This window comes from Sporosarcina sp. P26b (genome assembly GCF_002743245.1).
GTDB classification, from domain to species: domain Bacteria; phylum Bacillota; class Bacilli; order Bacillales_A; family Planococcaceae; genus Sporosarcina; species Sporosarcina ureae_C.
In genome coordinates, this window is sequence record NZ_PDYW01000009.1 from 1 (window position 1) to 13254 (window position 13254).

11 protein-coding genes and 1 pseudogene are annotated in these 13254 nt (G+C 31.8%); all 12 read right to left on the reverse strand.

The features are described 5' to 3' along the window. Positions 1-556: 556 nt before the first annotated feature. Positions 557-1723 carry a nucleotide sugar dehydrogenase gene (locus tag CSV69_RS10060; RefSeq protein ID WP_099693323.1) on the reverse strand — a complete coding sequence of 389 codons (1167 nt, stop codon included), beginning with the start codon at positions 1721-1723 and terminating at the stop codon, positions 557-559. An 86-nt stretch (positions 1724-1809) separates the two neighbouring features. Next, the gene (locus tag CSV69_RS10065; RefSeq protein WP_099693324.1) at positions 1810-2841 is read right to left on the reverse strand and encodes a GDP-mannose 4,6-dehydratase; all 1032 of its coding nucleotides are present in this window, start codon (positions 2839-2841) and stop codon (positions 1810-1812) included. Beyond that, a pseudogene (locus CSV69_RS10070) lies at positions 2822-4117 on the reverse strand (nucleotide sugar dehydrogenase). The gene CSV69_RS10065 and the pseudogene CSV69_RS10070 overlap by 20 nt, the downstream one beginning before the upstream one ends. A gap of 42 nt (positions 4118-4159) precedes the next feature. Continuing rightward, positions 4160-5380, reverse strand: a complete 1221-nt coding sequence (locus CSV69_RS10075) for an oligosaccharide flippase family protein (protein ID WP_099693325.1) — start codon at positions 5378-5380, stop codon at positions 4160-4162. A 52-nt stretch (positions 5381-5432) separates the two neighbouring features. After that, positions 5433-5924, reverse strand: a complete 492-nt coding sequence (locus CSV69_RS10080) for an acyltransferase (RefSeq protein WP_158232647.1) — start codon at positions 5922-5924, stop codon at positions 5433-5435. A 62-nt stretch (positions 5925-5986) separates the two neighbouring features. Beyond that, entirely contained in the window at positions 5987-7303 is a 1317-nt protein-coding gene (locus CSV69_RS10085; protein WP_099693327.1) for an O-antigen polymerase, read from the reverse strand. 8 nt (positions 7304-7311) lie between these two features. Next, positions 7312-8496: a glycosyltransferase family 4 protein gene (locus tag CSV69_RS10090; protein ID WP_099693328.1), complete on the reverse strand. Its 1185-nt coding sequence runs from the start codon at positions 8494-8496 to the stop codon at positions 7312-7314. A 12-nt stretch (positions 8497-8508) separates the two neighbouring features. Then, complete coding sequence (locus tag CSV69_RS10095) at positions 8509-9402, reverse strand: ATP-grasp fold amidoligase family protein (protein WP_099693329.1); 894 nt, start codon at positions 9400-9402, stop codon at positions 8509-8511. 18 nt (positions 9403-9420) lie between these two features. Next, on the reverse strand, positions 9421-10515 hold the full coding sequence (locus CSV69_RS10100) for a glycosyltransferase family 4 protein (RefSeq protein ID WP_099693330.1): 1095 nt from the start codon (positions 10513-10515) through the stop codon (positions 9421-9423). 13 nt (positions 10516-10528) lie between these two features. After that, complete coding sequence (locus CSV69_RS10105) at positions 10529-11413, reverse strand: SDR family oxidoreductase (protein ID WP_099693331.1); 885 nt, start codon at positions 11411-11413, stop codon at positions 10529-10531. Positions 11414-11416: 3 nt separating this feature from the next. Then, complete coding sequence (locus CSV69_RS10110; RefSeq protein ID WP_099693332.1) at positions 11417-12058, reverse strand: sugar transferase; 642 nt, start codon at positions 12056-12058, stop codon at positions 11417-11419. Positions 12059-12374: 316 nt separating this feature from the next. Then, positions 12375-13250, reverse strand: coding sequence for a UTP--glucose-1-phosphate uridylyltransferase GalU (gene galU / locus CSV69_RS10115; RefSeq protein WP_099693333.1), 876 nt, complete (start codon positions 13248-13250; stop codon positions 12375-12377). Positions 13251-13254 lie beyond the last annotated feature (4 nt).

A 13254-nucleotide genomic window follows, 5' to 3' on the forward strand; every position in this document is an offset into this window, starting at 1 on the left:
GCCTTGGTCGAAGACCTTACCAAAGAATTGTTATATCCAGTCAAAGAAATAGAAAATGCCCCGAAGAATCTTTAATCGATTCTTTGGGGCATTTTCTTTTATATGAAACAACGTGTTCATTTTTTGACGCTTACTTCTTTTACGATAAAAAAGCTACCCGATCGTTTATACGATCAGTTGACTTTACATTTTGTATGTCCGCGAATTGTCAGACTAGTGCCCGAATTGTATGATTCACAGGTAGCGCTATTTATGCTTCTTTTTCTTTTCTTTTCTTTTCTTTTCTTTCTTTTCTTTTCAAATAAATACCTCCCAAATATGTTCTATGGGAGGAGTATCTCACGAATTATCTTCTATTAGAATGTGTTCACTATTTGACGCTTACTTTATATTTGATAATATTATTCCGACTCATCCCAACCCATAAACATAAAAAATGCTCTAATCATTTTCATGATTAGAACACTTTGGATTTTTTGAATGAATTGTTTGGAGACCTAGTACCTTCTTTTAGGCACAACAACAGCCCTAGAAACTTTTTCTATGGCTGTTTTAACTAGTTCTTACTAAACAAATCTCTCGTATACACTTTATCCTTTACATCAAGCAAGTCATCTGACAGTCGATTTGCAACAATTACATCCGACGTCTTCTTAAACTCTTCAAAGCTATTGATGACTCTAGAATCATTGAAAGTACTCTCATCAAGTGCTGGCTCATATATAACTACCTCAATACCTTCAGCCTTAATTCTATTCATAACATCTTGAATCGCGGACTGTCTAAAGTTATCAGAATCCATCTTCATCGTCAGTCTATAAATACCTACAACGCTAGGATTCTTCTTAATAATCATTTCAGCAATATGTTCTTTTCTCGTACTATTAGCCTCTACAATAGCCGTTATTATGTTATTAGGAACGTTCTCATAATTAGCTAACAATTGCTTTGTATCTTTTGGTAAACAGTAACCCCCATAACCAAATGAAGGATTATTATAGTGATCCCCTATACGTGGATCTAACCCGATACCGTCCACAATTTGTTTACTATCCAATCCTTTTACTTCTGCAAAAGAATCAAGTTCATTAAAGAACGAAACGCGCATTGCTAAATAGGTATTAGCAAATAATTTAATAGCTTCTGCTTCAGTTGAATCCGTATACAATACCGGAATATCTTCCTTAATCGCTCCCTTTGCTAATAAATCAGCAAAGACTTTAGCTCTCTCGGACTTTTCTCCAACAATTATACGTGAAGGATGCAAGTTATCGTATAACGCTCTTCCTTCTTGCAAGAATTCCGGTGAGAACATAATATTTTCCGTATTAAATTTCTCTTTCACTTCCTTTGTATAGCCAATTGGCACTGTTGATTTGATCACCATAATCGCATCTGGATTGATAGACAATACATTGGAAATTACTGCTTCGACTGTACGTGTATCAAAATAGTTTTTCTCTGGATCATAATTCGTCGGAGTAGAGATAACGACATATTCTGCATCCTTATACGCTAAGGAATTATCTGTAGTTGCAGTTAAATTTAATTCTTTTGTCTGCAGATACTCTTCAATTTCTCTATCAACAATTGGTGATTTCTTATTGTTAATCAACTCTACTTTTTCAGGGATGATGTCGACAACTGTTACTTCATTGTGTTGAGATAGTAGGATTGCATTGGAAAGTCCAACATACCCTATACCAGCTACAGCTATTTTCATTTTTAAAACTCACCTTTCATAATTAGGAATCCTACTTTATCTAAAAGACCACCAAAACTAGGTGGTCTCTCAGTAACGCTCATATATCACTTTTTATTATAATACTCCACATACCAGTCAGCAAACTGTTGTAAACCTTCTTCTATGCTAGTCTCAGGCTTAAACCCTACCGCTTCTTGAAGACGGTCTGTAGAAGCGTAAGTAGCTGGTACATCACCAGGCTTGATCGGTTCAAATTCTTTCTTAAAAGTAACTTCTTTTCCCATCGCATTACTAAGTGCCACTTCAAGTGCCCCAATAAACGTCATCAGCTTTTCAGGGCTGTTGTTACCAATATTAAACACTCGATGAGCTACTTGATCATCACCTGCTGGGGGAGTAACAATCAACTTCTCTATCCCCGTGATAATATCATCAATGTAAGTAAAGTCACGATACAAATCATTCTCAAAATCACCATTATTAAAGATCTTAATAGACTCTCTAGCAAAGTACTTATCAGCAAAGCCAAAGTATGCCATATCAGGTCTACCCATTGGGCCGTATACTGTAAAGAAACGTAGACCAGTAGACGGTATCTTATATAAATGACTATATGTATGAGCCATCAATTCATTAGACTTCTTAGTAGCAGCATATAACGACACTGGATGATCTACAGAATCAGTTTCTTCAAATGGTACTTTCTTATTTTCACCATAGACAGAACTAGATGAAGCATAAATAAGATGTTCTACTGGATAATGACGACATGCTTCTAATATATTATAGAAGCCTACAATATTACTTTGAATATAAGCATCAGGATTTTCAATAGAGTATCGAACTCCTGCTTGCGCAGCCAGGTTCACGACAACGTCCGGCTTGTACTTTTCAAAAATGGCCATCAGTTCATCTTTATTTGAAATATCCTCTCTAATAAATATGAAATCTTCAAGAGTACTTAAGTTTTCTAATCTAGCTTCCTTAAGTCCAACATCGTAGTAATCGTTTAAGTTATCAATTCCTACAACCTTATACCCATGATCTAACAATCTCTTAGATAAATAGGAACCAATAAAGCCTCCAGCCCCCGTAATTAAATAGATTTTTTCAGGATTAAGATTTGTATTGTTCATCGTTTGTATGCTCCTTTCTAGTTGCAGCACTAGTTGATGCTCTTCCAACAAAGTGATACTCTAAACCCGCTGATTCCTTATCAGCAAGGTTATAAATATTAGGTTCGACATATACTAATCGTGCATTCATCAACTCTTTATATATCAGGCGTAACATAGATTCGCATTCTGTAATGTTTTTTCCGAACTCGAAATATAACAAAAAGAACCATTGCATAAAGATTCTTCAAGATAATGCTCGGAAAAATTCTGGGTACCTATAGTGTCATATACACAAATATTCGCTCTTTGATTCAGTACAATGAAATATTTTCAAGTGACGCAACTTCTCTTAAATCATCAGTATTAGGTTTAATCGTCAAACCAAGCACAGTAACTTTAAGTCCATTAAAAGTAGTCAACCGTTTGCTTGCTTTTCAATATAACAATATCTCCTGCTTTTCATTTATTTCAATAGCTGCTATAACTGTTTTAAGTTCATTATGATTTTCACTTACCAGGATTTCTAAAATTTTCATATCTTTAGTGAAACATGATCCACGAAATCCAATACTTGCATTTAGAAACTTACTTCCAAGATGTTCTTCAAAGTACGTGCTCATTGGCAACATCCTTAATATCAGCTCCAACCAACTTACACAGATTCGCAATATCATTCATATAATATATTTTAAGCGCTAGAAAGTCATTAGAAGCATATTTAATCATTCAAGCAGATCTTCTGTAAACTGAAACAATTGGTAAATTGAATGCCTTGTAGAAATCCATCAGACATTCTTCAGCCCATTTACATTCGTTACCTATGACAATTCGCATAGCGTATCTGGGCTAAGAATTCTGGATTAGATGCACCTTCTACTATTACATCATTTACTATGATGTATTGTATGTATTGTTCAAATTTATCATTTGTTACTACTGGTACTTTAGACTTTACTACAACCAAGCAACCATTTTCTACTGATTTAGCAATTTGTCTCGCTACAGTTGCAACATAAGAATGATTTATTGAACCATCTGCTTCCTCTGGAATTCGTACACTAGGGAAATGACATACGCATCTGTAAGCTGATTTGTAATCTGTAGTGTAGTGTAGTCTATTCTTCTGCATTAAGCTTTCTAGGTCTTCTTTATAAATAGGTAGAATTTCTGAATTCATCGGATTGACTACGGCTTCATCAATATCAACTCATGTTACTTGATGACCGACTACAGCGAAGATACCCCCTAACATCCATCCAACATATCTTATTCTAGCTACTGAAACCTTGAAAATTTTACAAACCTCGTTTCATTCACATTTAATGTTTAATAGTTTTCACAATGCCTCATCAACTTTCAACTTTTTTCTATAAATAACAAGCCTTAATAATAACAATATTGAATTGCTTATTATTAATGAATATGCAGCACCAGTTATGCCAAATTGTCTTATAAAAATCATACTTATAACTAATGTCAAAAAAAAGTTTATAATAAGTATTTTAGGTTGGGCTTTGATATTTCTGGTGGCCATTAAAGCAGTATCAATATTTCCACTAAACATATTAATAACAACTGCTACTACAGCTAATCTAAGAATCCCTGAATAACTACCGTATTCTGGTCCATAAAGTAAACCGAGTATTTGTTCACCAAAAATCCATATTACAACTATAAGGCACAAACCTATAATTGAAGAAGCAAGCATTAACTTTTTCCAAAGATGATGTTTAAATTCGGAATATAAATTATTATTATATAATTTAGAAAGTCTTGGCAAAAAAACTTGCGAAATTGCTACTTGAAATAGATTACTTACGGTAACTATGTACATTATTGCAGAAAAATATCCCAACGTTATAGATGACTCGAAATACTCTAATATGTACCTTGGTACATTAATAGTAAATGAATAAATCATTGCTACAATTCCTAAAGGAATTGCCGATTTCAAGATATCTCTAATTAAATTATTATCTATAGTTTCAAGATAAATGTTAAATTTCTTTTTAATGATATTTATCTCAACAAATATCAAAATTAATACTTGGAATATTATCATAAATAAATAAGAATATAATAAATTATTTGAAATTTTTAAAGCAATAAAAAACAGTAAAAACAGTAATATACTTTTCGATATTAATAACTTACCAATTAAACTTAAATCATTTTTTTTATGGGGATAAGCATAGTACATATCTGAATATAAATCTAATAACTTAGATAAACCTACAATAAGTATCAAAATAAAATAATCTTTATAGAATAAAATAGCTATAGAGGACAATATTAATATGGCAAGTATACTGGAAAATTTTCGTATATAAAGAAAGTTATTAAAATTGATTTTCGATTCAGTGACAAATATCGATCTCAGTTTCATTTGAACAAGCAATACTATTGGCGCAGAAACTGCAAACGCAAGTGAATATTCACCGACGTCCTTTACAGTTAGTTGTTTTGCTATTAAAATTATTATAAACCACTTCGTTAAAGATGAGATAGTATTAGCAAGGACCATCCAAGACAGGTTTCTAATAGTGCTAATTTTCAAGTTTTATCACCTCAATTGGATTCAACTGAATTCTCAAACGATACCATAACACTTATTCACCTTCATAATCATATTCTACAACTCTCTCTTCTCTTTCATTTAATACTATAGAATTACTTTTGTATTCACCTTTTATTACACTACCTGCAGCAATAACACAATTATCGCCAATTTTAGATCCCCTTAATATAATAGAATTCGCTCCAACCCAAACATTGTTTCCGATTTCAATAGTTGAAGTTTTAAAATGACCACTCTTTATGCCATTATACGCTCTAAAGTCATGATCATGATCATAAATTAATACATTAGGACCAAAAGAACAATAATCGCCTATCAAAATCTTTTCATGAGCCACGACCATGCAATTATTATTAAAGAAACAACTTTTTCCTATTGAAATTACTCCCATTGTATCAACAGCTAATTCTACATTTCTTCTAGTACCGACTTTCTTTTTCAAAATCACTTTTCCTTTTCCTTTAATTCTAATTTTAGTGCTAAATGAAATTAATTCTTCCAATTGAAATTCGATATTCTTCATAAATATAACCTTCATGATATATAATTTAATTAAAGCAATGAATCTTTTAATTACAGCTTTGATCATATTTCACTTTTCCCCATTCGTTTCTTTTTAGTCCTCTTGGATAATGAAGTGTCTACTACTCTAAAAATTAAGACCATTATCAATACCTGCTTTAAAAATTGAGACAAGAAGTTATGTAAATCAGCCCTAATTGTATAGATTGCAATTGGTATAAGCATTAGGTATATTACAAAACCATACATACTCTTTATGCTGCTTAAATAAGATAATCTAATTATCAAACCAATTAACATAAACATCATTATTACACCAATATACCCCAGGTTAATATAACCTTCACCTAGTAATGAAAAACCCATCCCAGTTCTATTTGTTGCATAAAAAGTATTTTGAAACCAATTCAACGCACTAAAGTCACTTAAACCCATTAACTTATTTATTGCCAGAATAAAAGATTTACCTTCAAATATTCCTTCAACATTTTTTTGATTCAATAATAATTGAACATTCCTAGCTTGAGTATGGAATTCAGAGTTTATAAACTCTACAAGTATATTACTTTCAAAGGTTGATGTTTCCCCACGCATACCTAAAAACTTTATACTTCTACTTAATGGTATAGATATAAATAATGTAAGAATAGTTATTATCAATTTAAACCTGTGTGTGTTTTTATATAGCAACGCATAATATATAAAAAATACTACCAAAATATATCTTAATAAAACATCTCTTTCTGCGGTAAAATACATAACAACAAACGTGATAACAAAGGTGGTGAAAAAGTGAACATATATTGATTTCTTATTGCCAATTATATCTTTAGTAAGTTGAACTGCTACAACTAGAATATAAACAAGCAACATTCTCATTCCTAGGATCACAATTAATGAATCTGATTCGGCTAATTGTATTTTTGAAGTGTAGCCTTGTGTTTTTATAAGTATTAAAAAAATAAAAGATAGTATCGTAAATAGCCAATAGACATATTCACTAAAAGCAAAAGTATTATCTGATAACTTATTTCTAATCTTTTTAATATCTACTACCTTGGGTGTAACAACTAAAAGAAATGAAACTAATGCTAACCAATGTAAATAAAACAATTCTTTTGAAATACCATAATTATAATTAGAATTATTCTCGTTCATTAGAACCAACAGTGGATAGCCTAGCGTATACATGGTGAAAAATGCAGTATACCAAACATACGGATGCGAAATATTGAATTTCACAATTATAAATGCCCCGAAAGTTAATATTAAAAATGATATTATCAAGTTTACTAATGAAGTGGATATTATCAAGGTAATTCCAGAAGTAATTATGAAAAATAATAATGCTAAGTATCTGTAAACTATAGTTTTTTTCATGTTACCCTCTATTCCCTGATAATATATGCATCTGTAAATTCTTCGAAGAACTTTTTTCTTCTATCTTCAAGTATTGAACTAGTATACCTTTTTGCTTCATTGTAATTGTTTTCAGCCTGTATTTGCATATCTTGCTTTGTGTAACTGGTTAATATGTTCACAATCTCTTTTGTATTACTGGATGTATTACTGAATATATACTTATCCTCTAGTAATTCTGGAATTCCAGCAGTATTGGCACCAAATGCGGGTAGTCCACAACTCATGGCCTCTATTAATGCTCTAGGTAGCCCCTCTTGTCTACTTGGCTGAGAATATAAATCAATTGTTTTTAACCAATCAAATACTCGACTATGAGTCATGGGTCCCATAAATTTAATTTGTTCAACAACGTTATACTTTTTTGCTATTGACTTTAAATACGTTTGATCTCCAGCACCAACAATTTGATATTGAAAATTTATATACCCCTCCTCTTTCAACTTTGCTATAGCTTTTATAATATATTGTTGCCCTTTATACCTAACGTCAACTGCTGCTGTAGTACCGATTATAAAATTATCTTCGGTCTTTTTCTTTTCTATTTCCCTAATTCTTTTCTCTAAAACGGTATCGTCGAAATCTTTTAAGGCTACATTTGAACAATTTATATTTCTTCCTTTTGTCGGGTATCTTCTTTGTAAGAATTCATTAGTAACATATACAGTGAACTTTGAATTTTTCACTCTTTTTTTTGTTGCAAAATACATAAAAGGTGCCATAAATTTTCCTCTTATACTATGGTTCCAAAAAGAATCCCAAGGACAAGCAACAACTTCAGTCAAATATGGTTTATTATTTTTTTTTGCATAATCAATTGCTATAAAACCCGACATACTAGGTAATCTTGCTACTATATAATCAGATTCCAAAACTGCATTTTTTATAACCTTTCTTGCTTTACTTTTGTTGAACAAAACTCCTTTTACACTACTGATATTAGGCAATTCATAAACTTTAAAAGGTGTTATAGTGATTTGCGACAAACGTTCTTTTGATTCGTTTTCTGATATCTTTTTTAATCTTATTACAGTTGCAATCCTGTCAGCAATACCAAAGTAACGTCTAAACATTTCATTGTTATGCGCAATCCCATAATAGTTCTGTTCTTCATCTACCCTGATAGGACCATCATGACAAAATAATACTTGCATTAGTAAGACTCCTTAAAAAATCATTTTCTCTAAAGTGAATAGCTCACCTAAAATAAAATCAAACTCATCTGGTTCGAAAATTTGATATCCAGATGTATCATAAAAAGTTAGTTCTCCAAAGAATATCTCCCCGTCTATATTATATAAATCTACTCTTACGTGTGGGAAATCCTCTGAAAGCTTGGTAACAACTTTACACATTAAGTCAAAGTTCTTTGGTATCTCAATTTTTTCATTAATGATCCCCACTTCTTTTCTACAATAGGGTAGTTGTTCAAAGGCCATATTAAATATCCCATTTTGAAGCCCTTCCACTTTATGTTCCTTAGCGACTTTTATATAAGATGGTTTGCCATTAAAACAATAAAATTTATAATCTATTAACTCGTCATTGCTTGTTTCCAAATACTTTTCACAAATAATTTTAGGTTCTATATCATAGTAAGCCCATTCCCTTCCAGCCCTAGGGGTTCTTTGATTTAACCAAGAATTTAATACTAACTTAGTATCTTGAAAGTTCAGCTTTGACTTATCCTTACAAAGAATATTAGTATGACTACCGTTATTAGTTTTAAATACAAATTTATTAGGTAAAGTATTGAATTCAATTTCTTGGCTATCGTTATATACACCATAAAGAGGTACTAGAATATCATCCAGACCTTTAGATGATACGTATTCTCTTACCCTAAATTTATCTGCGCACTCTGTCATCAGTGGATCATGATAATACAGTTTATACCATTGTAATTTTTCATTATATCGCTTAGGATCATTTAAATTCAATAATCTGCCCGTCTTCAACCAGTATTGTATTTTAATCATTACTTTATCTGGTACAAAATCTGTCAACCCTAAGATTTTCAACCTCGTATTCCGACTAGGTATAAGTTTTTCATAGTTCAATATATAATCCCTCTATTTTCATAATTTTTCCATTTCGGACAAGTACCTATTAATAACAATGTCTCTATTGAAATGTTTTTCTACCCTTGTTCTACCTGCCAACGCCATTTCTTTTTTATGATCATAATTTAAATTCAAAAATTCTTCAACAACACTAATTAATTCTTTTGTATTTCCAGATTCATATAAATATCCCGTTTTTCGATCTTCTATAACCTCTTTTGAACCGCTAATATTAGATGCAATGCATACTCTTCCCATAGCTGCGGTTTCCAATAATACATTGGGTACTCCTTCGCCACCTAAAGACGGCAAGATTGTACATTGACATTTTTCTATCCAAGTTTTAATATCCTTTTGAAAACCAATATAGTTTATTATTTTCTTTGTATGGTATTCTTCAATAATCTCTGTGAAGTCTTCATCTTCTATAAAACCCGCAATATAAAAATTGGTATTTGGGTACTTTCTTTTTATACTCTTAGCTGTTTCAAGATATTGATCTATTCCTTTTATCTTCATTACCCTACCAATGAAGATAAAGTTAGTTTCTCTATCATTTAACAAATCACTTACGGCATATTGTTTTAGATTAACACCTGACCCAGGTAGTAGAGCATAGTTATCTGCAATTAATTGATTTTCAACAAAAAAGTCTTTATCTCCTGTATTTTGAAAAAAGACTTTGTATGACCTTTTTATTGAAATTCTATACAATACTTTAACAATTTCACTAACAATATTTTTGTTTAAAAATGTTCCACCTGTGCCAGTAACGTTACTTACTTGTTTCACTCGAGTAATGTTGGAAGCGATACAGCCATATATATTTGGTTTTATTGTGTAAGAGAATATTATATCTGGTTTTATTCTTTTAATTATTTTCATATATTTCAAAATCAAACTTAAATCACTAATTGGATTCATTCCTCTTCTGTCTATAGCTGTTTCAATAATAATGCATCCTAATTCATGAAAATAAGAATTCTCTTCCGATGCTGGAATAGAAATAAACACTTCATGGCCATCGTCTATGAGCTTATTGATCAGCTCTTTCCGGAAATTATATATAGTTATAAAATGATTTGACAATATTAATACTTTTTTTTTCAAATTTCATCACTCTCTATCTATCCAAATATTGCTTTATCTCTCTACCTATTCCAATTTCGAATGGTTCAGGTTTAAAGCCGAAATCTTTTTTTGCTTCTTCATATGTAAAACATCTATCTTCACTCATACGTTGCACTTGCTCCACATATTTCACTTTACCAATTGTAGCTACTTTTAAGAATCTTGCTAAAAAAACCCCTACGTTTAGCGGTACGCTTATGAATGTAGTTTTCTTTCCTAAATTGTTACTAATAGTTTTTAAAACTTTTTTCATTTCTATGGGCTTTTCTCCTGATAAGATATATTCCGATTTAGCATTTTCACAAGGGAGGACCAGTACTTGATAATATGCTTTACCTAAGTCACGCGCATTTACAGGTTGTATTAAACCTTTGCCATGATCTATCACTGGAAACACCCTAAATTTGTCGATCATTTTTATAAATCGACTCATATTATGATCACATAAATCCCCATAAATCATCGTAGGTTTTAAAACTGTTACTTTTATTGTTGAATTTGTTAGTATTTCTTCCAACTTACTTTCTATCATTTTATATTCTTCAGATGCTGACTTAAACTTTGAGTATACTCCTGTTGTATGTACAAAAATTGCTCTAGATACATTATTTTTAATAGCAATTTCTACTATCTTTAATGTATATCTAATGTTTACGATATGAACTATTGTACTAACATCTTTCATACATTCATTCAAAAACAATTCATTAGTAATATCTCCAACAACTTTTTCTATATCCAATCCGCTTTTATCTAAACAAGAACTGTCTGATGTTTCTCTAATAATACATCGTATTGTACCTTTATAATTATTATCAATTAGTTGTTGCAAAAAGTATTTTCCAGTATGCCCAGTAATACCAGTAACTAATAACATAGTCTAGCTCCTCCGATTCTTTTTATGCTTCGTTTTAGTGGATGACTCTATATTCTTCTGTACTATACCGCCCTCTGCTACGCCCTCGCTTTTCACAACACTAATTACAGTCCCTATAAAGCACTTTATATCCATTCTTAAACTGATATTATCGACGTATTGACCATCCAAACTTGCTTTTCTTTCAATAGAAAGCTCATCCCTACCATTTATTTGTGCCCACCCTGTCAACCCAGGCAATATATTATTAGCACCATACTTATCACGTTCTTCTATCAAATCATATTGATTCCATAGAGCTGGTCTGGGGCCAATAATACTCATCTGTCCAACAAAAATGTTCCATATTTGTGGAAGTTCATCTAGTGAAGTTTTTCTAAGAAACTTACCCATCTTTGTAATATATCTTTCTGGGTTTCCTAACAAATGAGTTGGCGTGTCCTTTGGTGTATCAATGCTCATAGTGCGAAACTTTAAGATATTAAAATAAGTATTATTAATCCCGATACGTTTTTGTTTAAATAATACAGGACCTTTTGAATCTAGTTTTATTGCTAAAATTAGAATTAAAAATATAGGTGACAGGATTAGTAATCCTATTAAAGAAAGAACAATATCAATGAATCTTTTAAACCAAATATACATCGCTGTAACATCTCCTATGACTCTCAGTAAACTAGAACTTGTTTGAAGTCAAGTAATTATCTCGCTTCAATCAACTGCTAAGTCACTAAGACTTTTGAGTTATGATGATTACTTTTATACTAATAAAGTTATATATAACACCCTTGCACAAATACCCTACTTCTTTTTAGGGGTGTTAATACACTCTAATGGGATATAATAGAAGAAGTTTGTATTTACTTCTTCTATTATATTAGTTACTGGTAAATAATAAATATCTTCCCAATTACAGAATAGACTTTTAACTACTTGAGTAACATTTAAACTTAACTTAACTTTAATCTTTCAACTCTTCAACTTTATCTATTAAATACTCTAATAACTCATCTTTAATCTCTTCATTCTGCAAAGCAAACTCAATAGTCGTAGTAATAAACCCTAACTTCTCCCCAACATCATACCGCTTACCCTCAAAATCATAAGCAAACACACGCTGAATCTTATTCAACTCTTGAATAGCGTCAGTCAACTGAATCTCCCCACCTGCGCCACGATCTTGCTTCTCCAATATGGAAAAAATTTCGGGAGTCAATACATATCTACCCATAATAGCTAAATTAGAAGGTGCAGTACCTTGCTTTGGCTTCTCTACAAAGTTCTCAACTGCGTACCTGCGCCCAGTCTTTCCAGCAGGCTCTACAATACCATATCGATCTGTGTCTTCATCGGGAACGGTCTGAACACCAATAACAGAGGCATGTGTTTCATCATACTGATCCATCAGCTGCTTCAACCCTGGCACATCACTCTGCACAATATCATCACCCAACAACACAGCAAATGGTTCATCTCCAATAAACTTTCGTGCACACCAAACCGCATGTCCAAGTCCCATTGGTTCTTTCTGTCGAATATAATGAATTTCTACATTAGAAGATTGCTGTACCTTTTCCAAAAGCTCAAGCTTACCCTTTTGTTCCAAACTATCTTCTAACTCATAATTCATATCAAAGTGATCTTCAATCGCACGTTTACCCTTACCCGTAACAATAATAATATCTTCAATTCCTGAAGCAATTGCCTCTTCGACAATATATTGAATAGTTGGCTTATCCACAATCGGCAACATCTCTTTCGGCATCGCTTTCGTTGCCGGTAAGAAACGTGTACCTAAACCAGCCGCTGGAATAATCGCTTTCCGTACTTTTTTCATTTTG

Excerpts from the sequence above, each read along its gene's own strand:
- CSV69_RS10060 (WP_099693323.1), bottom strand. The coding sequence starts at position 1,723 with ATGAAAATAGCTGTAGCTGGTATAGGGTATGTTGGACTTTCCAATGCA.
- CSV69_RS10065 (WP_099693324.1), bottom strand. The coding sequence starts at position 2,841 with ATGAACAATACAAATCTTAATCCTGAAAAAATCTATTTAATTACGGGG.
- CSV69_RS10080 (WP_158232647.1), bottom strand. The coding sequence starts at position 5,924 with ATGAAGAATATCGAATTTCAATTGGAAGAATTAATTTCATTTAGCACT.
- CSV69_RS10085 (WP_099693327.1), bottom strand. The coding sequence starts at position 7,303 with ATGAAAAAAACTATAGTTTACAGATACTTAGCATTATTATTTTTCATA.
- CSV69_RS10090 (WP_099693328.1), bottom strand. The coding sequence starts at position 8,496 with ATGCAAGTATTATTTTGTCATGATGGTCCTATCAGGGTAGATGAAGAA.
- CSV69_RS10105 (WP_099693331.1), bottom strand. The coding sequence starts at position 11,413 with ATGTTATTAGTTACTGGTATTACTGGGCATACTGGAAAATACTTTTTG.
- CSV69_RS10110 (WP_099693332.1), bottom strand. The coding sequence starts at position 12,058 with ATGTATATTTGGTTTAAAAGATTCATTGATATTGTTCTTTCTTTAATA.
- galU (WP_099693333.1), bottom strand. The coding sequence starts at position 13,250 with ATGAAAAAAGTACGGAAAGCGATTATTCCAGCGGCTGGTTTAGGTACA.